The sequence below is a fragment of the Hydrogenophaga sp. PML113 genome (assembly GCF_001777155.1).
In the GTDB taxonomy this organism is placed as follows: Bacteria; Pseudomonadota; Gammaproteobacteria; order Burkholderiales; family Burkholderiaceae_C; genus Hydrogenophaga; species Hydrogenophaga borbori.
In genome coordinates this window covers 307,609-325,310 of sequence record NZ_MIYM01000005.1, presented here as the reverse complement: position 1 = coordinate 325,310, position 17,702 = coordinate 307,609, and the positions used below count along the sequence as shown (strand labels likewise).

The 17,702-nt window shown below is 71.1% G+C and carries 17 protein-coding genes; 11 read left to right on the top strand and 6 right to left on the bottom strand.

From position 1 onward, the window contains the following. Positions 1–92 precede the first annotated feature (92 nt). The 3 genes from BHU06_RS12455 to BHU06_RS12445 are packed head-to-tail and all read left to right on the top strand — an operon-like array spanning position 93 to position 3,458. Positions 93–1,010 carry a LysR family transcriptional regulator gene (locus tag BHU06_RS12455; RefSeq protein ID WP_070399495.1) on the top strand — a complete coding sequence of 306 codons (918 nt, stop codon included), beginning with the start codon at positions 93–95 and terminating at the stop codon, positions 1,008–1,010. Positions 1,011–1,057: 47 nt separating this feature from the next. After that, positions 1,058–2,230, top strand: coding sequence for a tRNA guanosine(34) transglycosylase Tgt (gene tgt, locus BHU06_RS12450; protein WP_070399494.1), 1,173 nt, complete (start codon positions 1,058–1,060; stop codon positions 2,228–2,230). Between the two features lie 46 nt (positions 2,231–2,276). Then, complete coding sequence (locus tag BHU06_RS12445) at positions 2,277–3,458, top strand: MFS transporter (RefSeq protein WP_070399561.1); 1,182 nt, start codon at positions 2,277–2,279, stop codon at positions 3,456–3,458. On the opposite strand, the gene BHU06_RS12440 is transcribed toward BHU06_RS12445, so the two are convergent. The 4 genes from BHU06_RS12440 to BHU06_RS12425 form a co-directional block, all read right to left on the bottom strand. Continuing rightward, the gene (locus tag BHU06_RS12440) at positions 3,459–4,658 is read right to left on the bottom strand and encodes an osmoprotectant NAGGN system M42 family peptidase (protein ID WP_070399493.1); all 1,200 of its coding nucleotides are present in this window, start codon (positions 4,656–4,658) and stop codon (positions 3,459–3,461) included. It lies immediately after the preceding gene. Further along, positions 4,655–6,385 carry an N-acetylglutaminylglutamine synthetase gene (gene ngg / locus BHU06_RS12435; protein WP_070399492.1) on the bottom strand — a complete coding sequence of 577 codons (1,731 nt, stop codon included), beginning with the start codon at positions 6,383–6,385 and terminating at the stop codon, positions 4,655–4,657. The genes BHU06_RS12440 and ngg overlap by 4 nt, the downstream gene beginning before the upstream one ends. A gap of 22 nt (positions 6,386–6,407) precedes the next feature. Further along, positions 6,408–8,180 carry an N-acetylglutaminylglutamine amidotransferase gene (locus tag BHU06_RS12430; RefSeq protein ID WP_070399491.1) on the bottom strand — a complete coding sequence of 591 codons (1,773 nt, stop codon included), beginning with the start codon at positions 8,178–8,180 and terminating at the stop codon, positions 6,408–6,410. A gap of 428 nt (positions 8,181–8,608) precedes the next feature. After that, positions 8,609–8,773: a DUF1328 domain-containing protein gene (locus tag BHU06_RS12425; protein ID WP_009515886.1), complete on the bottom strand. Its 165-nt coding sequence runs from the start codon at positions 8,771–8,773 to the stop codon at positions 8,609–8,611. Positions 8,774–9,022: 249 nt separating this feature from the next. On the opposite strand from BHU06_RS12425, the gene BHU06_RS12420 reads away from it, so the two are divergent. Next, positions 9,023–10,468, top strand: coding sequence for a phosphatidylserine/phosphatidylglycerophosphate/cardiolipin synthase family protein (locus tag BHU06_RS12420; RefSeq protein WP_070399490.1), 1,446 nt, complete (start codon positions 9,023–9,025; stop codon positions 10,466–10,468). Between the two features lie 15 nt (positions 10,469–10,483). Here BHU06_RS12420 and BHU06_RS12415 read toward each other — a convergent pair whose 3' ends face one another. Continuing rightward, on the bottom strand, positions 10,484–11,116 hold the full coding sequence (locus BHU06_RS12415; RefSeq protein WP_070399489.1) for a response regulator transcription factor: 633 nt from the start codon (positions 11,114–11,116) through the stop codon (positions 10,484–10,486). 242 nt (positions 11,117–11,358) lie between these two features. On the opposite strand from BHU06_RS12415, the gene BHU06_RS12410 reads away from it, so the two are divergent. The 6 genes from BHU06_RS12410 to BHU06_RS12385 all read left to right on the top strand — a co-directional run bounded on the left by BHU06_RS12410 (position 11,359) and on the right by BHU06_RS12385 (position 15,833). Further along, complete coding sequence (locus BHU06_RS12410) at positions 11,359–11,604, top strand: CsbD family protein (protein WP_070399488.1); 246 nt, start codon at positions 11,359–11,361, stop codon at positions 11,602–11,604. A 70-nt stretch (positions 11,605–11,674) separates the two neighbouring features. Next, complete coding sequence (locus BHU06_RS12405) at positions 11,675–12,112, top strand: BON domain-containing protein (protein ID WP_070399487.1); 438 nt, start codon at positions 11,675–11,677, stop codon at positions 12,110–12,112. A 25-nt stretch (positions 12,113–12,137) separates the two neighbouring features. After that, a complete protein-coding gene (locus BHU06_RS12400; RefSeq protein WP_070399486.1) occupies positions 12,138–12,458 on the top strand; it encodes a BON domain-containing protein in 321 nt (106 codons plus the stop codon). A gap of 169 nt (positions 12,459–12,627) precedes the next feature. Continuing rightward, positions 12,628–13,053 carry a response regulator gene (locus BHU06_RS12395; RefSeq protein ID WP_070399485.1) on the top strand — a complete coding sequence of 142 codons (426 nt, stop codon included), beginning with the start codon at positions 12,628–12,630 and terminating at the stop codon, positions 13,051–13,053. Between the two features lie 12 nt (positions 13,054–13,065). After that, positions 13,066–14,484, top strand: a complete 1,419-nt coding sequence (locus tag BHU06_RS12390) for a CHASE3 domain-containing protein (protein ID WP_083293199.1) — start codon at positions 13,066–13,068, stop codon at positions 14,482–14,484. Beyond that, positions 14,481–15,833 (top strand): ATP-binding protein, encoded by a 1,353-nt coding sequence (locus BHU06_RS12385; protein ID WP_070399483.1) that lies wholly within the window; start codon positions 14,481–14,483, stop codon positions 15,831–15,833. The genes BHU06_RS12390 and BHU06_RS12385 overlap by 4 nt, the downstream gene beginning before the upstream one ends. 33 nt (positions 15,834–15,866) lie before the next feature. Here BHU06_RS12385 and BHU06_RS22820 read toward each other — a convergent pair whose 3' ends face one another. Next, complete coding sequence (locus BHU06_RS22820) at positions 15,867–16,025, bottom strand: hypothetical protein (RefSeq protein WP_175442847.1); 159 nt, start codon at positions 16,023–16,025, stop codon at positions 15,867–15,869. Between the two features lie 237 nt (positions 16,026–16,262). Here BHU06_RS22820 and pyk point away from each other — a divergent pair, with 237 nt between their 5' ends. Continuing rightward, the gene (gene pyk, locus BHU06_RS12380; protein ID WP_070399482.1) at positions 16,263–17,690 is read left to right on the top strand and encodes a pyruvate kinase; all 1,428 of its coding nucleotides are present in this window, start codon (positions 16,263–16,265) and stop codon (positions 17,688–17,690) included. Positions 17,691–17,702 lie beyond the last annotated feature (12 nt).

The window sequence follows — 17,702 nt, the reverse complement described above, 5'->3', positions numbered from 1 at the left end:
CGTGGGGCACCCCGGGATGGTGGCGCGCCGCGCGTCATCCGGCAACGGAATCCAGGTGATACAAGATATTCACAAATAGAATACCGGCCGCCATGGAGCTGTCCGAGATCGACCTGAACCTGCTGGTGGTGCTGCACCAACTGCTGCGCGAGCGCAATGTCTCGCGCGTGGCGGCCAGCCTGGGGCAAAGCCAGCCGGCGGTGAGCAACGCGCTGCGCCGCCTGCGCGAATGCCTGGGCGACGAGCTGTTCCTGCGCAAGCCGCACGGCATGGAGCCCACGCCCTACGCGCAGCAGCTCGCCGAGCCCGTGGCCCAGGCCCTGGGCACGCTGCGCGAGGCGCTCAACGTGCGCGCCTCCTTCGACCCGGCGCATGGCCAGCGCTGCTTCACGCTGGCGCTCAGCGACGTGGGCGAGATCTACTTCCTGCCGGTGCTGATGGACGCGCTGGCCGCCGAGGCGCCGGGCGTGACCCTGCGCTGCGTGCCCGTGGCGCACGAGGCGCTGCGCGAGGAAATGGCCAGCGGCCACGTCGACCTGGCGCTGGGCTCGCTGCCGCAGCTGCAGTCGGGCTTCTTCCAGCAGGCGCTGTTCCGCCAGCCCTACGTGGCGCTGATGCGCGCCGGCCACCCCCTGGCCGGCACCCGCAAGGCCCTGGGCGCGACCCAGTACCGGCAGGCCGCGCACGTGCGCGTGGTGGCCGCCGGCACCAGCCACGGCCAGGTCGACACCGCGCTGGAGCGCCTGGGCGTGGCGCGCCAGGTGCACCTGACGGTGCCGCACTACGTGGCCCTGGGCCATGTGCTGGCGGAAACCGACCTCATCGCCACCGTGCCCGAGCGCTTCGCCCAGCGCGCGCTCGGGCCCTTCGATCTGGTCATGCGACCGCTGCTGCTGCGCCTGCCCACCAACACCATCCACCAACTCTGGCACGCCCACCTGCACCGCGACCCCGGCCACCTGTGGCTGCGCGGCCTGGTGGCGCGGCTGTTCGGCGACCTGCCAGCCTGAGGCCGCACCGCTCCCCTGCGCCCATCCATCGAGACACGAGAGATTCCATGCTGACCTTCGAGGTGCTCAAGACCGACCCCAACAGCCACGCGCGCCGCGCCACGCTCACGCTCAACCATGGCGTGGTGCAGACGCCCATCTTCATGCCCGTGGGCACCTACGGCACGGTCAAGGGCGTCACGCCCGCCAGCCTGGAGGCCATGGGCGCGCAGATCATCCTGGGCAACACCTTCCACCTGTGGATGCGCCCCGGACAGGAGGTGATGAAGAGCTTCGGCGGCCTGCACGCCTTCGAGCGCTGGAACAAGCCCATCCTCACCGACTCGGGCGGCTTTCAGGTCTGGAGCCTGGGCGAGATGCGCAAGATCACCGAGCAGGGCGTTCACTTCGCCAGCCCCGTCAACGGCGACAAGCTCTTCATGTCGCCCGAGGTGAGCGTGCAGATCCAGACCGGGCTCAACAGCGACATCGTGATGCAGCTCGACGAGTGCACGCCTTATGAGACCAAGGGCCACATCACCACTGAGGCCGAGGCGCGCCAGAGCATGGAGATGAGCCGGCGCTGGGCGCAGCGCTCCAAGGCCGAGTTTCAGCGCCTGGAAAACCCCAACGCGCTGTTCGGCATCGTGCAGGGCGGCATGTTCGAGCACCTGCGCCAGGAGTCGCTGGACGCGCTGGTGGAGATGGACTTCCCCGGCTACGCCATCGGTGGCGTGAGCGTGGGCGAGCCCAAGGAGGAGATGCGCCGCATCATGGCCCACACCCCGCACCGCCTGCCCGCGCACAAGCCGCGTTACCTCATGGGCGTGGGCACGCCGGAGGACCTGGTGGAAGGCGTGGCCTGCGGCGTGGACATGTTCGACTGCGTGATGCCCACGCGCAACGCGCGCAACGGCACGCTGTTCACGCGCTTCGGCGACCTGAAGATCCGCAACGCCCGGCACAAGGCCGACCACCGCCCGCTGGACGAGACCTGCACCTGCTACGCCTGCGCGGGCAGCGGCGGGGTCAGCTGGGCAGAGGGCGGACGTGAGGGCTTCAGCCGCGCCTACCAACACCACCTGGACCGCTGCGGCGAGATGCTGGGGCCCATGCTGGCCAGCATCCACAACCTGCACTACTACCTGAACCTCATGAAGGAGGTGCGCGCGGCGCTGGAGGCGGGCACGTTCGGCGAGTTCCGGCAGCGCTTCCATGCGGAGCGCGCGCGCGGGGTCTGAACCTTCGCGGCAGCGCAGCAAATGGCGCGCGATTAAGCTGCGCACCATGAACCGGCCCGCGCCCCCCCGCCACGTCCTGCCCGTCCTGGTGCTCGCGCAGTTCGCGGGCACCTCGCTCTGGTTCGCGGTGAACGCGGTCATGCCCGACCTGCAGCGCGAGCTCGGTTGGGCCACCAGTGCGGTGGGCACGCTCACCTCGGCGCTGCAGTTCGGCTTCATCGCGGGCACGCTGGTGTTCGCATTGCTGGCCATCGCCGACCGCTTTCCGCCGCGCCTGGTCTTTCTGGTCTGCGCCCTGGCGGGCGCGGCCTGTACCGTGGGCGCGTGGTGGACGGTGCGCGACTTCACCTCGCTGCTGCTGTGGCGCTTCGCCACCGGCTTCTTCCTGGCGGGCATCTACCCGGTGGGCATGAAGATCGCCGCCCAGTGGTACAGCAAGGGTCTGGGCGCGGCCCTGGGCCTGCTGATCGCGGCGCTGGTGGTGGGCTCGGCCAGCGCGCACGCCCTGCGCGCCCTCGGCGACGCCCTGCCCTGGCCCACGTTGATGCTGGGCGTGGCCGCGCTGGCGGCCGCGGGCGGCGTGCTGCTGTACGCCGCGCTGGGCGATCCGCCCGGCGCGGCGGCGCGCGTGAGCCAGCTGCAGTGGCGCGCCCTGGGCACCGTGTGGACGGATGCGCGCGTGCGCAGTTCGGTGCTGGGCTACTTCGGCCACATGTGGGAGCTCTACACCATGTGGGTCATGGTGCCGCTGATCCTGGCCACGCGGCTGTCGGGCACCGACCTGTCCTGGGCCGCGTTTCTCGTGCTCGGCGCGGGCGCGCTGGGCTGCGCGGGCGGCGGCTGGGTGGCGCAGCGCTGGGGCAGCGCGCGCGTGGCGGGCGCGCAACTGGCCATGAGCGGCGCCTGCTGCCTGGCCACGCCGCTGCTGCTGGGCGCGCCCGACGCGGCCTTCTACGCCTGGCTGGTGCTCTGGGGCATCACGGTGTCGGGCGACTCGCCGCAGTTCAGCACGCTCACCGCGCGCAACGCACCGCCACAGGCGGTGGGCAGCGTGCTCACGCTCACCAACAGCATCGGCTTCGGCATCAGCATCGCGAGCATCCTGCTGTTCGTGTGGCTGGCCGGCTCGGTGCCGCTGGGCGCGCTGCTGCCCTGGCTGGCCCTGGGCCCCGCGCTCGGCCTGTGGGCGCTGCGCCCGCTGCTGGCCGAGGAAGCGGCGCCGCGCTGATCAGTCCTTCGGCTCCAGAAACGCCTGCGGGTCGGGCAGCGGCGTGGTGTTGACCTGCATCTCCTCGGGCCTGAGCTGTTCGGTGAAGCCCTCGATGGAGCCCATGCTGCGGCGGTCGCGCCGCGCCACGGGCGCCGACATCAGATAGGCCACCGACAGGCGCCCCAGCGCGCGCAGCGAATCGAGGTGGGTGCGCTCCTGCGCGTGCGAGGCGTCGGCGCCGAAGCCGATGAGCGCGGTGCGGATGTCGTTGCCGGCCTCGACGGCGGCGGCCGAGTCGCTGCGGTAGAACTTGAAGACGTCGCGCCGGTGCTCGATGCCATGCGCCTGCGCCAGCTTGATGAGCTTGTGCGAGAGGTGGTAGTCGAAAGGCCCCGACAGGTCCTGCAGGCAGATGGTGACGGCGCGCTCGTCGGTGGCCTGGCCCGGCGCCGCGATGGCGATGTCCAGGCTCACCATCTCGGCAATGTCGCCGTGCAGCGCGGCCGAGGCGCCCGAGCCCACTTCCTCGGTGATGGTGAACAGCGGGTGCACGTCCACCGGCAGGGGCGCACCGCTGTCCTGGATCGCCTTGCAGGCGGTCAGCAGCACCGCCACGGCGGCCTTGTCGTCGAGGTAGCGGGCGTTGATGTAGCCGCCGGGCTGCACCTCGGGCTGCGGGTCGAAGGCGATCCAGTCGCCCACGTGCACGCCGGCCTCGGCGAGATCGGCCCGGCTGTGCAGCGGCAGGTCCAGCCGCACCTCGACGTTGTCCCAGGTGTTGGGCTGGGCGTTGATGGCATCGCCGAAGGCGTGGCCCGAGGTCATCAGCGGCAGGCAGGTGCCGCGGATCTGCTGGGTGTCGGTGAACAGCGTGAGCCGCCCGCCCTCGGCGAAGCGCGAGGACCAGGTACCGATGGGCACCACGCCCACGCGGCCGTTGTCCTTCAGCTCGCGCACCATGGCGCCGAGCGTGTCCAGGTGGGCCACGATGGCGCGCGCCGGGTGGCGTTCCTGGCCACGGAGCGTGGCGCGGATGGCGCCACGGCGCGTGATCACGTAGGGAATGCCCAATCCATCGAGCCGGCCCGCGACGTAGCGCACCACGGCGTCGGTCAGGCCCACGGGGCTGGGAATGGCGAGCAGCTGCAGCAGGGTCTCTTCGAGGTAGGCCTCGTCGAGCGGCGGCAGGGGGGTGCGGGCGTCGTCGCTGGTGTTCATGGTGCGGTGGGCGCCGCCGGTGCGGTGCCAGGAAAGAGCAGGTCCACGAAGCGCTGCGCCGTGGGCTGGGGCTCGTGGTTGGCCAGGCCCGGGCGTTCGTTGGCCTCGATGACCACGTAGTCGGGGCCCTCCACCGAGGGCACCAGGAAGTCCAGGCCGGTGACCGGGATGTCGAGCACGCGGCTGGCGTGTTCGGCCGCCGTGCGCAGCGCGGGGTGCAGGCGGTCGGTCACGTCGTGGATGGTGCCGCCGGTGTGCAGGTTGGCGGTGCGCCGCACGGGCAGCGATTCGCCGAAGGGCAGCACGTCGCCCAGCGCATGGCCCTGGCCGGCCAGGCAGCGCCGGGTCTCGCCGTCCACGGGAATGCGCGACTCGCCGCCCGTGGCCGCCGAGCGGCGGCGGCTCTGCTTGTCGATGAGCTCGGCGATGGTGGACTGGCCGTCGCCCACCACGGTGGCGGGCTGGCGCACGGCGGCGGCCACCACCTGGTGGTTGATGACCACGATGCGCAGGTCCTGCCCTTCGCAGAACTGTTCCAGCAGCACGCCACCGCCGAAGTGGCTGGCGTGTTCGATCGCGGTCTCCACCTCGTCGATGGACGTGAGGTTGACCGCGATGCCCTTGCCCTGCTCGCTGTCCACCGGCTTGACCACCACGGCCCCGTGCTGGCGCAGGAAGGCCTCGTTGTGCTCGCGGTCGCTGGCCGTGGCCTGGGCCGGCACCGCCAGTCCCGCGCGCGCCAGCAGGCGCGAGGTCACGCGCTTGTCGGCGCAGCGGCTCATGGCCACGGCGCTGGTGAGTTCGCTGAGCGACTCGCGGCAGGTGACGCCGCGCCCGCCGTGGGTGAGGCGGAAGTAGCCGTGCTCGGCGTCGATCACTTCGACGCGGATGCCGCGCCGCTGCGCCTCGTCCACGATGATGCGCGCGTAGGGATTGAGGCCGTCGCTGTCGCTGCCTTCGGTGAACAGGGACTCGTTGATGGCGTTGCGCCGCTTCACCGCGAACACGGGGATGTTCTGGAAGCCGAGCTTGCGGTAGAGCGCGATGGCCTGGGCGTTGTCGTGCAGCACCGACAGGTCCATGAAGGCCCGGCCACGCGCGATGAAGAGCTCGGCCAGGTAGCGCGTGAGCGCTTCGCCGATGCCCGGGTGGCTGGCCTGCGGCGCCACAGCCAGGGCCCAGAGGCTGCTGCCGCCATTGTTGTCGCCGAAGGCCTCGCTGTGGTCCAGGCCCATGGCCACGCCCAGCACCTCGCCGCTCTGGCGGTCCTCGGCGAGCACGTAGACGGTGGCGCGGTCGCCGCGCTCGCCCCAGACGCGCGCCGGGTCCACCGGCACCATGCGGCGCGCGCGGTAGATGGCGTTGATGGCCGCGACGTCGGCGCGCGAGCGCAGGCGCCGGATGGTGAAGCCCTGGCGGCGCGCGCGCTGCGCCGCGTAGGTGTTGAGCGCCAGGCGGAAGGTCTCGGACGGGTCGACGAACAGCTGCTGCGGCGCATGCGAGACCACCACGTGCGGCTTGTCCAGGTAGAAGGCGATGTCGCGCTCGCCCGGCGTCTCCTGCAGCAGGGCCTGGGCGACGGCGGCCGGGTCGTCGAAGGTGTGACCGGCGATCAGGCGGCCCCAGCCGCAGTGCACGCTGGCGTCGCGCCGCTCGGCGGCCTGGTGGGGAATGGGCGAGCGCCCCAGGCGCAGGGCGCGCGGGGCGTGGTGGCGGACGGTGCTCATCTCGTGTGTCTCCTCTGGTGGGTCAGCGCAGGTGGGTCTGCAGCCACAGCTCCAGCAGGCCGAGCTGCCAGAGCTTGGAGCCGCGCAGCGGCGTGATGTGCTCACCCGGCGCGGCCAGCAGCGTCTGGATATAGCCCTCGCGGAACAGCCCGCGCTCGCGCGCGGCGCGGCTGTGCAGGGCGTCCTGCACCATGGCTAGCACGCGCCCCTGCAGGTGCTTGAGCGCGGGCACGGGGAAGTAGCCCTTGGGGCGGTCGATCACCTCGCGCGGCACGATGCGCCGCGCCACGGCCTTGAGCACGCCCTTGCCGCCATCGGCCAGCTTGTGGCGCGCGGGAATGCGCGCGGCCAGTTCCACCAGCTCGTGGTCCAGGAAGGGCACGCGCGCCTCCAGGCCGAAGGCCATGGTCATGTTGTCCACGCGCTTGACCGGGTCGTCCACCAGCATCACGGTGGTATCCAGGCGCAGGGCCTGGTCCACCGGGTCGCTCGCGCCCGGCGCGTGCAGGCGCTCGGCGACGAAGGCGCGCGTGTGGTCGTCGCCCAGCCAGGGGTCCTGCAGCACGGCGCGCATCTCGGTGTGGTCGCGGTCGAGAAAGGCGGCCGCGTAGTCGTCCACCGGGCGCTGGCTGCCGTCCAGCTTGGGGTACCAGTGGTAGCCACCGAACACCTCGTCGGCGCCCTGCCCGCTTTGCACCACCTTGCTGTGGCGCGCCACGGCCTCGCTGAGCAGGTAGAAGCCGATGCAGTCGTGGCTGACCATGGGCTCGCTCATGGCCTCGATGGCGGCGGGCAGGCGGTCCAGCAGCTCGGACTCGGGCACGAACAGGCGCTCGTGCGTGGTGCCGAAGTGGCGCGCCACGGTGTCGGCGTACACGAACTCATTGCCGCACTCGCCGCCCACGTCCTCGAAGCCGACGTTGTAAGTGCGCAGGTCGCGCACGCCCTGCTCGGCCATCAGGCCCACGATGAGGCTGGAGTCCACGCCGCCCGACAGCAGCGCGCCCACGGGCACGTCGGCCACCAGGCGGCGCTTCACGGCCGTGCGCAGGCCGTCGAGCAGCAGCTCCTGCCAGTCGTCGAAGGAGCGCTGCTCGTCGCTGGCGTCGCGCTCGAAGGACAGGGACCAGTAGCACTCCTCGCGCTGCTGGCCGTCGGGGTCCACGTGCAGCAGCGTCCCGGGCGCCAGCTTGCGCACGCCACGCAGCAGGGTGCGCGGCGCCGGCACGATGGCGTGCAGCGACAGGTAGTGGTGCAGGCCGATGGCGTCGATGCCGGCGTCCACCCCGCCCCCGGCCAGCAGCGCCGGCAGCGTGGAGGCGAAGCGCAGGCCGCCCGGCACCGGCGCCAGGTACAGGGGCTTGATGCCCAGCCGGTCACGCCCCAGCAGCAGCTTGCCGCTGTCGCGCTCCCACAGGGCGAAAGCGAACATGCCCTGCAGGCGCCGCACGAAGCCCGGCCCCCAGGCGTGGTAGGCCTTGATCAGCACCTCGGTGTCGCCGCTGGAATGAAAGCGGTAGCCGCGCGCGATCAGGTCCTCGCGCAGTTCATGGTGGTTGTAGATGGCGCCGTTGAAGACCACGCCCAGGCCCAGCAGCGGATCGGTCATGGGCTGCTGCGCGGCGTCCGACAGGTCCATGATCTTGAGCCGCCGGTGGCCCAGGCCGAGGCGGTCGACGACCAGCAGGCCCTGGCCGTCGGGCCCGCGGGCGCTCTGCCGGTCGTTCATGCGCGCGATCGCGCCGGGGTCGACGGCCCGGCCGTCGAAACGTATCTCTCCTGCAAGTCCACACATGGCGGTGCTGCCCTCCTGTTCGGATGGCCGGTCGGCGCCAAGGCGGTGCTTCGGTAACGGCGGTCGGACCGGGCAGCGCCGGACAGAACCTGGAAACAGCGGGGAGAAGACGTCGATCGGCCGGTGCACGTCCGAGGCGGGCGGCCGGCGGAGCCGGCCATGCGGGAAGCGAATCGCCCAAGGGCGCCCGGCACCGCCGGGGCTCCCCCCACACCGTGGCACGGGGTGCACGCGGGTTGATGATGGGGTGGAACGGCTCATCATACTCAAATGAGCATGATGTTCAAGTTTTAATTGCGTTTTTTCATATTATGAAGGCCGACGCGCGCCCCCGGAGGAGCGCACCACGGAGCGAGTGCCAAAAAAGAACCGGTTCTTGGAACCGGTTCAAACGCTGGAGACAATCGGTACCGCTGTTCGATACGTCTCTACCGGCCCCGGAACAGGCCCAGCAGCATGGAGCCGAGCGCCAGCACGAGGAAGATGACGAAAAGGATCTTGGCGATGCCGGCCGCGCTGGCGGCGATGCCACCAAAACCCAGCACGGCAGCGATCAAGGCAATGACGAAGAAAACCACGGCGTAATGCAGCATGTCTGGCTCCTCTGCGAGGCCGCTGCCGCGACCCCGGCGTTGCATTCACAACGACCACCGTTGTGATGGCTTCACTCTAGGCATTCGCCGACCCGCGCGCTGCAAGTGCGCACCGCATCGACCTGTAGGACCCCACCGACGGACGGGCGCCGTGTCGGTGCCGTCCGACGCCGACCCGTCGCGCACGCCGACGGCGCCGCGCGGGGCCGCGCCGCACACTGCGGGCGACCCCACTGCGCCGCCAACACCATGCGCCACGAGGACCTCGACCCGCCCCGCCCCCTGCCCCCCGCCCGCTGGTGGTTCGCCTGGGCCTGGCTGTGCGCGCTCACGCTGTACCTGCTGGCGGGCTGCACCAGCCTGCCGCCGCGCGAGCCGCAGCTGGCCCAGGCCGGCGGCGGCCCCGGCCTGGTCACCGTGCGCGGGGCCGACGGCGTGCTGTCGAAGGAAGAGAAACGCCAGACCCTGCGCGAGCTGAGCCAGGAAGGCCGCCACGAACTGCTGCGCCACCACCTGCGCACGCTCACGCAATCGGGCGACGCCGACCTGTACCGGGGCAACCGCACCCGGCTGCTGGTGGACGGCCCGGCCACCTTCGGCGCCATGAAGGCGGCGATCGCCCAGGCGCGCGGGCGCATCCTGCTGGAGAGCTACATCTTCGAGGACCAGGGCGTGGCCGCCGAGGTGGCCGATCTGCTGTTGCGCCGCGCCGCCGACGGCGTGAAGGTGGCGGTGATCTACGACGCGGTGGGCTCCATCACCACGCCGGTGGCGTTCTTCCAGCGGCTCAAGGACGGGGGGGTCGCCGTGTGCGAGTTCAACCCCATCAACCCGGTGCGCCGGCCCGGCTACTGGGGCATCACGCACCGCGACCACCGCAAGCTGCTGGTGGTGGACCAGCAGGTGGCGTTCACGGGGGGCATCAACATCAGCCGGGTGTACGGCTCGGGATCGGCCTCGTGGCGCCGCTCGGCGCCCCCGGCCGGGGCCTCGCCCATCGACGATGGCTGGCGCGACACCCAGATCGAGCTGCGCGGCCCCGTGGTGCCGGCGCTGGCGAAGGTGTTCGAGACCACCTGGCGCGAGCAGGGCTGCCCGGGCGGGCTCGGTGAGCCGCCCGACAAGCCGCTCGCCGCCGAGCCCGGCGAACGCGTGGTGAAGGTCCTGGCCAGCGACCCGCGCGACGACGGCAACCGCATCTACACGGCGCTGGTCGCGGCGATCGACGCGGCGCAGGTGGAGGTGCACATCTCGATGGCCTACTTCGCGCCCGGCGAGGTGTTCGTGCAGGCGCTGTGCGACGCCGCGCGGCGCGGGGTGTCGGTGGAGCTGGTGCTGCCGGGCCGCAGCGACTCCTCCCTGGTGCTGCACGCAGGGAGGTCGTACTACACGCAGCTGCTGCAGGCCGGCGTGCGCATCTTCGAGATGGACCAGGCCGTGATGCACGCCAAGACGGCCGTGATCGACGGCGTGTTCTCCACGGTGGGCTCCAGCAACCTGGACTGGATCAGCTTCGTCGCCAACAACGAACTCAACGTGATCGTGCTGGGCGAGGAGTTCGGCGGCCAGATGAACGCGCTGTTCGAGCGCGACCGCCAGGCCTCACGCGCCGTGACGCTGGAGGCCTGGGAACGGCGCGGCCTGGGCGGTCGGCTGATGGAGGGCGTGGGGCGGCTGCTGGAGCGCTGGCTGTGAGCCGGCGGCGGCCGCCTACTGGATCAGGCCGTTCTTCAGCGCGTAGTACGTGAGCTCGCTGTTGCTGGCGAGCTTGAGCTTCTCCAGCACACGCGTGCGGTAGGTGCTCACGGTCTTGACGCTCAGGAACATGGACTCGGCCATGCTGCCCACGGTCTCGCCTTTGGCCAGGCGCAGGAAGACCTGCAGCTCGCGCTCGGACAGCAGCTCGTGCGGCAGGCGCTCGGCGTCGCCGACCGCGTTGTCGGCCAGCAGCTCGGCCACCGAGGGGCTGATGTAGCGCCGCCCGCGCGCCACCAGGCGGATGGCGTTGACGATCTCCTCCGGCTCGCATTCCTTGTTGAGGTAGCCGCTGGCGCCGTAGCGCAGCAGCGTGGTGGCGTACTGCGCCTCGGGAAAGCCGCTGAGGATGAGCACCGGCAGATCGGGAAAGCGCGCCTTGATGGCCTGCAGCGCGTCCACGCCGCTGTGGTCGGGCATGGAGATGTCCATCAGCAGGACGTCCACCTCGCCGCCGCGCGCCAGCTCCAGGGCCTCGCGGCCGTTGTTCGCCTCGCCCGTCACTTTCAGGTCCACGTGTTCGCCGAGGAACTGCCGCAAGCCGGAGCGCACGATGGCGTGGTCGTCGACGATGCCTACCTTGATCATGTGTCTTTCATGGATGAAGCGGAGCGCTGCAATTTAGCAGGCCCGCCGCGCGCCCGGGGTCGGACGCTTCCTACAAGCGGGGCGCGCGCATCGGCGCCGTCCTACAGCCGCGCGGCGATCCGCCCGACAGCGCGCGCGGCCCCGGCTTCCTACAGTGGCTTCACGGCTGGCGCAGCGCGCAACGGCCGACGCCATCCCCCCGGATGGCGCTACGCAACCCGCAACCCTCAAGGAGCCAACACATGAACTGGGATCGCATCGAAGGCAACTGGAAACAGGTCAAGGGCAAGATGCTCGAGCAGTGGGGCAAGCTCACCGACGACGACCTCGACGTCGTCGCCGGCCGCCGCGAACAGCTCGCCGGCAAGATCCAGGAGCGCTATGGCTGCGCCAAAGACGAGGCCGAGCGCCAGGTGGCCGCGTGGGAGCGCACCGTGAGCGACGACTGGTTCGACCCCCCCGGCAGCGGCACGCGCCGCCCGCACTGAGCGGCCGCCAGCCCCGACCCCATTCACCCTCCCGGCCGGCCTTCGGCGCCGGCCCCCGAAAGGAATCACCATGAAACCCAGCACCCGCTACACCGCCCTTGCCGCCGCCGCCCTCGCCTCCCTGGCGCTGGTGGCCTGCGGAGAACGCGAAGACGCCACCGTCGGCCAACGCATGGACAGCGCCGTGAACGAAATCCAGCAAGCCGGCCGCGAGATGCGCGATGACGCCCGCCAGGCGGGCCAGGACATGCAGGCGGCCGGCAAGGAAGCCACCGACACCATCGCCCGCGATGCCTCCGACGCCGCCATCACCGCCAAGGTGAACGCCGCGCTGGCCGCCGACGATCAGCTGAGCGCGCTCGCGATCGACGTCGACACCACCAACGGGCAGGTCGAACTGAAAGGCACGGCGCCCACCGCCGCGGCCCGCGACCGCGCCACCACGCTGGCCCAGGCCGTGCAGGGCGTGGTGAAGGTCGAGAACCGCCTGACCGTCCAGGCCAGCTGATCACCCACCCCACCAGGAGATGTCCATGATTGCCACCCGACTCACCACCGCCGTGTTCGCCGCCGCGGCCGGCCTGGCGCTGATCCAGGTCAGCGGCTGCTCGGTCGCGCGCGACCAGCAGACCGTGGGCGCCTACATCGACGACGCCACCATCACCACCCGCGTGAAGGCGCGTTTCGCCGAGGACCCGGCGGTGAGCGCGATGTCGCTCAACGTCGAGACCCTGAACGGCACGGTACAGCTCTCGGGCTTCGCCAAGTCCGAGGCCGAGCGCAGCGCCGCGGCCCGCCTGGCCGGCAACACGCCGGGGGTGAAGTCGGTGCGCAACGACATCGTGGTGCGCTGAGCGGGGCGCGCCCCCCGGCGCCTCCCCGCCGGCCCCTGTAGGAAACCTCCTACAACACCATCAGCGGACAGGAAGCCCGGGGGGCGCGCGAACACGGCATCATGGCTGTGCCCGCGCGCCCGTTCCCTTTTCGCGGGACCTTCGCCCGCCCAACGTTTCCGCCTGCCCCGTGTCACCGCTTCGCACTTTCATCGTCGAGGACAACAAGGTCATCTACGACAACCTGGTGTCCACGCTCCAGGAACTGGCCAATGTCGAGGTCGTGGGCCATGCCCGCAACGAGACGGAGGCGGTGAACTGGCTCACCGGGGCCGGCGGCACGGGTGAGACCGAAGGCGATCGCTTCGACCTCATGATCGTGGACATCTTCCTGCTCACCGGCTCCGGCCTGGGCGTGCTCAAGGCCGCGCAAGACGCCGGCCTGCCCGGGCGGCGGGTGGTGCTCACCAACTACGCCACGCCCGACATCCGCAAGCGCTGCGCCCAGCTCGGGGCCGATCGCGTGTTCGACAAGTCCTGCGAGCTTGAGGACCTGATCAGCTACTGCGAGCGCATCTCCGACGGCACCGCCACCGCCCCGGGCGACCTGCACTGAGGCGCGGCGGTCATGCCGACCCCCCGCCCCCGCCCTTGGCGCCGCGCCCACTGGCGCGCCGCCCGGTGGCACATGCCGCTGAGCGTGGCCCTGGCCGTGCTGCTGGCCGTGGGCGTGTTCGCTGGCGCCGAATGGACCTACCAGCGCGCGCTCGACTCCCTGGTCAACCTGGGCGGGCGCGACACCGCGCGCAACGCCCTGCAAACCGTGATGCGCCGCCTGCTCGACATCGAGTCCGCGCAGCGCGGCTACCTGCTCACCGGCCGCGCCGCGTACCTGCGGCCCTACCAGGCCGCGCGCGCCGACCTCGGCAACGCCATCGGCCGCCTGCATGAGCACTACCGCACCGACCCCGAGCTTGCGCGGCTGGTGGACACGCTGGAGGAAAAGTCGCTGCAGAAGGTGTCCGAGGCGGCCGAGACCATCGCCCTGTACGACGCCGGCTCGCACGCTGCCTGGCAGGGGTTGGTGCTCACGGACATCGGGCGCGAGAAGATGGAGGCGGTGCGCCGCGTGGCCGACGTGCTGCTGGCCACCGAAGAGCGCCGCATCGCGGGCGAGCGCGCCGCCATCTACCGCACGCTGGAGGTGGGCCGCCTCAGCGTGCACGGCCTGGCGCTGCTGAGCCTGCTGGCCTACATCTTTTTCCTGCGCAACAACGCGGCCCTGCAGGCCAGCCAGGTGACGCACGCGGCCCAGCTGCGGGCGGAGCGCGACGCCTTCGAGCAGCAGGTGCGCCAGCGCACCGAGGAGCTGGCCCTGCTCAACCTGGGCCTGCAGGAAATGCGCGAGGGCGAACGCGGCGGCCTGGCGCGCGCCCTGCACGATGACCTGGGCGCGCTGCTCACCACGGCCAAGCTCGACCTGACCCGCCTGCGCCACGCCCTGTCCGCGCCCAGCGCCGACGTGAGCGCGCGCCTGCAGCACCTGAGCGCCACGCTCGACCAGGGCATCGAAACCAAGCGGCGCCTGATGGAAGGCCTGATGCCCTCGGCGCTGCAGAACCTGGGCCTGCAGGCCGCGCTGGAGCAGCGCGCGGACGAGCTGCACCAGCGCACCGGCATGGCGGTCGAACGCGATCTGCAGCCGCTGGAGCTCGACGCCTCGACGCGGCAGGCGCTGTTCGCCGTGGCCCAGGGCGCGCTGTCCAACGTGGAGCGCCACGCCGGCGCCAGCCGGGTGGTGCTGCGCCTGAGCGGCGAGGACGGCGCCATCGCGCTGTCCGTGGCCGACAATGGGCGCGGTTTCGCCGAGCGCGGCGGCTCCACCTCGGCCCTGGGCCTGCGCAACCTGCGCCACCGCATCGAGTCGCTGGGCGGCACCTTCACCGTGCGCAGCGCACCGGGCGACGGCACACACGTCGAGGTCCGATTGCCCGGGCGCGCACGCCCCACCGAGCCCACCGCCATGCCCGAGGACCCACCCGCATGATCAAGTCGTCGATCGAACGCGTCGCCCGCACCCGCTGGGTCATGCCGCTCATCGTGGCCCTGGCCATCGTGGTCATGGCCATCAACGAGAGCAGCTACCAGCACTCGAACAACACGCTGCGACAGGGCATCGCCCTCACCGACGCCCGCATGCAGGCCGCGCGCACGCTGCAGGCGCTCACCGACGCCGAGACCGCGGCGCGCGCCTTCATCGCCAGCGGCAACGAAGGCGACCTGGCCAACTACCGCACGGCCATGCAGGACATGGCCGTCGCTCGGCCCGGCGCCTTCGAATGGCTGATCGCGCTCGACCCGCAACGCAAGGCTTCGATCGACAAGGTGCGCGAGCGCGTGGTGGAGCGCAACGCGATGCTGGCGCTGTGGGTGGAGATGACCGAGAAGGGCCAGAACACGCAGGCCCAGGTGCTGGCCAGCGGCGACCATGGCCGCCAGCTCTACGCCGACCTGCGCCAGGAGTTCGACGGCGTGCTGGAGCGCGCCGGCGCGGTGCAGGCCCGCGCGCGCATCTCGCTGCACGACGCCCTGCTCGTCAACCGCGTGGCGCTGCATGGGCTGGTGCTGGTCTCGCTGCTGGCGCTGAGCCTGTTCATGCGACAGATCCGCGAGTCCGACCAGCGCAAGGCCGAGGAGAACGAGCGCCTGGCCAAGCAGGTCGCCGTGCGCACCAGCGCGCTGCGCCACCTGGCCGGCCACCACGTGAACGCGCGCGAGGACGAGCGCGGGCGCGTGGCGCGCGAGCTGCACGACGAAATGGGCGGCCTGCTCACGGCGATGAAGCTGGAGCTGGCGCGCCTGCGCCGCGTGCCCGACCTGCCCGAGACGGCGAAAGAGCGCCTGGCCGGCCTCGAACAGCGCGTCAACGAGAGCATCGCGGTCAAGCGGCGCATCATCGAGCACCTGCGCCCGTCCTCGCTCGACCAACTGGGCCTGATCCCCGCGCTGGAGATGCTGTGCCAGGAGGCCGCCGGCCGGCTGGGCATCCCCGTGCACACCGAGTTCTCGCCGGTGACGCTCTGCAAGGACACCGAGCTCACAGCCTACCGGCTGGTGCAGGAGTCCCTCACCAACGTGCAGAAGTACGCCCAGGCGCGCGAGGTGTGGGTGAGGCTCGCGCAGAGCGGCGACGCCGTGCACCTCTCGGTGCGCGACGACGGGCGCGGCTTCGACATCGAGGACGTGCCCGCCGGCCACCACGGCCTGCTGGGCATGAACGTGCGCGTGGAGTCGCACGCGGGGCAGCTGCGCATCACCAGCGCCCCGGGCCAGGGCACCCTGATCGAGGCACGCTTGCCGGCAGCGCCCGCGGCCGAGCCGGCGGTATCGGAGTGAAGCGGCGCCGCGCCGCCGGTTCGAAGGGAGGCGTCAGCGCCAGTTGAGCGCGCTGGCCGCCGCGGTGCCGAGTTCGGCCACCGCCTTCACGAAATGGCGCTCCCCATCGGACGGGGGATGCGCCAGGCTGGCCGCCACCGCGATGACGACGGTACTGAGGTAGGCCAGGATGGCAAGGGCGGCGTGGCGCATGGGTCCTCCTTGGACGTCGGGGCTGCCGCGCGGCGCGCCCCCGATCGATCGCCAGCGCCACTGTAGGGACGCCGCGGCCCACGCCGCGCAGGACGGTGGCGGTTCGGCGTGTCGGCACTGTCCTACAAGGAGCACCCGGCCGTTCCGCGCTTGTAACCACGCGGAAATTTCTTCAGGGATAATGAAACCAAATTACATGCCCGCCGGTGTTCCGGCCCTTTCAGGAGACTGCACCCCATGGCTACGCGCGCCACCAAGATCGTTGCCACCCTCGGCCCTGCCTCCAGCGATCCGGCCCTGCTCGAGGCCATGATTCGCGCCGGCGTCAACGTGGTGCGGCTGAACTTCTCGCACGGCAAGGCGCAGGACCACATCGACCGCGCCGCGCTGGTGCGCGAGGCCGCGCAGCGCGCCGGCCGCGAGGTGGGCATCATGGCCGACCTGCAGGGCCCCAAGATCCGCGTCGGCAAGTTCGCCCAGGGCAAGGTGCAGCTGGTGCCGGGCGAGAAGTTCGTGCTGGACGCCGAGCGCACCGAACCCGGCGACGAACAGGGCGTGGGCCTGGACTACAAGGAGCTGCCGCGCGACGTGAAGCCCGGCGACACCCTGCTGCTCAACGACGGCCTGATCGTGCTCACCGTCAACGCCGTGCAGGGCCCGGCCGTGCACACCACCGTCAAGCTCGGCGGCGAGCTGTCCAACAACAAGGGCATCAACAAGCAGGGCGGCGGCCTCACCGCTCCCGCGCTCACCGCCAAGGACATGGACGACATCAAGACCGCCATGGGCCTGAAGGCCGACTACGTGGCGGTGAGCTTTCCCAAGAACGCCACCGATATGGAGCTCGCGCGCCAGCTCTGCGCGGTGGCCGGCGGCGGCCACAAGCCGGGTCTGATCGCCAAGATCGAGCGCGCCGAGGCCATCCCCGAACTCGCCAACATTCTCAAGGCCTCGGACGGCATCATGGTCGCGCGCGGCGACCTGGCGGTGGAGGTGGGCAACGCCGCCGTGCCGGCGCTGCAGAAGCACATGATCCGGCTGGCGCGCGAGATGGACAAGGTTGTCATCACCGCCACGCAGATGATGGAAAGCATGATCGTCAACCCCGTGCCCACGCGCGCCGAGGTGAGCGACGTGGCCAACGCCGTGCTCGACGGCACCGACGCGGTGATGCTCAGCGCCGAGACCGCCGCCGGCAAGTTCCCGCTGGAGACCGTGCAGGAGATGGCCGCCATCTGCCTGGAGGCCGAGAAGGCCGACCTGCACGAGCTCGGCGCCGATTTCCAGGGCAAGACCTTCACGCGCATCGACCACAGCATCGCCATGGGCGCGCTGTTCACCGCGCACCACCTGGGCGCCAAGGCCATCGTGGCGCTCACCGACTCGGGCTCCACCGCGCTGTGGATGAGCCGGCACATCGTGCGCACCCCCATCTACGCGATGACGCCCAACCTCACCACCCAGCGGCGCATGACGCTCTACCGCAACGTGCGCCCGCTGCTGATGGAAACCAACGTGGACCGCGACAACGCCCTGGCCGACGCCGAGGCGCACCTGAAGAAGCGCGGCATCGTGCAGGCCGGCGACGTCTACGCGATCACCGTGGGCGAGCCCATGGGCCAGCCCGGCGGCACGAACACGCTGAAGATCTGCCGCGCGGGCTGAGCCCGAGCCCCG

Bases quoted from the DNA above. Each gene is read 5' to 3' on its own strand.
- BHU06_RS12455 (WP_070399495.1), top strand. From the start codon at position 93: ATGGAGCTGTCCGAGATCGACCTGAACCTGCTGGTGGTGCTGCACCAA.
- tgt (WP_070399494.1), top strand. From the start codon at position 1,058: ATGCTGACCTTCGAGGTGCTCAAGACCGACCCCAACAGCCACGCGCGC.
- BHU06_RS12445 (WP_070399561.1), top strand. From the start codon at position 2,277: ATGAACCGGCCCGCGCCCCCCCGCCACGTCCTGCCCGTCCTGGTGCTC.
- BHU06_RS12440 (WP_070399493.1), bottom strand. From the start codon at position 4,658: ATGAACACCAGCGACGACGCCCGCACCCCCCTGCCGCCGCTCGACGAG.
- ngg (WP_070399492.1), bottom strand. From the start codon at position 6,385: ATGAGCACCGTCCGCCACCACGCCCCGCGCGCCCTGCGCCTGGGGCGC.
- BHU06_RS12430 (WP_070399491.1), bottom strand. From the start codon at position 8,180: ATGTGTGGACTTGCAGGAGAGATACGTTTCGACGGCCGGGCCGTCGAC.
- BHU06_RS12425 (WP_009515886.1), bottom strand. From the start codon at position 8,773: ATGCTGCATTACGCCGTGGTTTTCTTCGTCATTGCCTTGATCGCTGCC.
- BHU06_RS12420 (WP_070399490.1), top strand. From the start codon at position 9,023: ATGCGCCACGAGGACCTCGACCCGCCCCGCCCCCTGCCCCCCGCCCGC.
- BHU06_RS12415 (WP_070399489.1), bottom strand. From the start codon at position 11,116: ATGATCAAGGTAGGCATCGTCGACGACCACGCCATCGTGCGCTCCGGC.
- BHU06_RS12410 (WP_070399488.1), top strand. From the start codon at position 11,359: ATGAACTGGGATCGCATCGAAGGCAACTGGAAACAGGTCAAGGGCAAG.
- BHU06_RS12405 (WP_070399487.1), top strand. From the start codon at position 11,675: ATGAAACCCAGCACCCGCTACACCGCCCTTGCCGCCGCCGCCCTCGCC.
- BHU06_RS12400 (WP_070399486.1), top strand. From the start codon at position 12,138: ATGATTGCCACCCGACTCACCACCGCCGTGTTCGCCGCCGCGGCCGGC.
- BHU06_RS12390 (WP_083293199.1), top strand. From the start codon at position 13,066: ATGCCGACCCCCCGCCCCCGCCCTTGGCGCCGCGCCCACTGGCGCGCC.
- BHU06_RS12385 (WP_070399483.1), top strand. From the start codon at position 14,481: ATGATCAAGTCGTCGATCGAACGCGTCGCCCGCACCCGCTGGGTCATG.
- BHU06_RS22820 (WP_175442847.1), bottom strand. From the start codon at position 16,025: ATGCGCCACGCCGCCCTTGCCATCCTGGCCTACCTCAGTACCGTCGTC.
- pyk (WP_070399482.1), top strand. From the start codon at position 16,263: ATGGCTACGCGCGCCACCAAGATCGTTGCCACCCTCGGCCCTGCCTCC.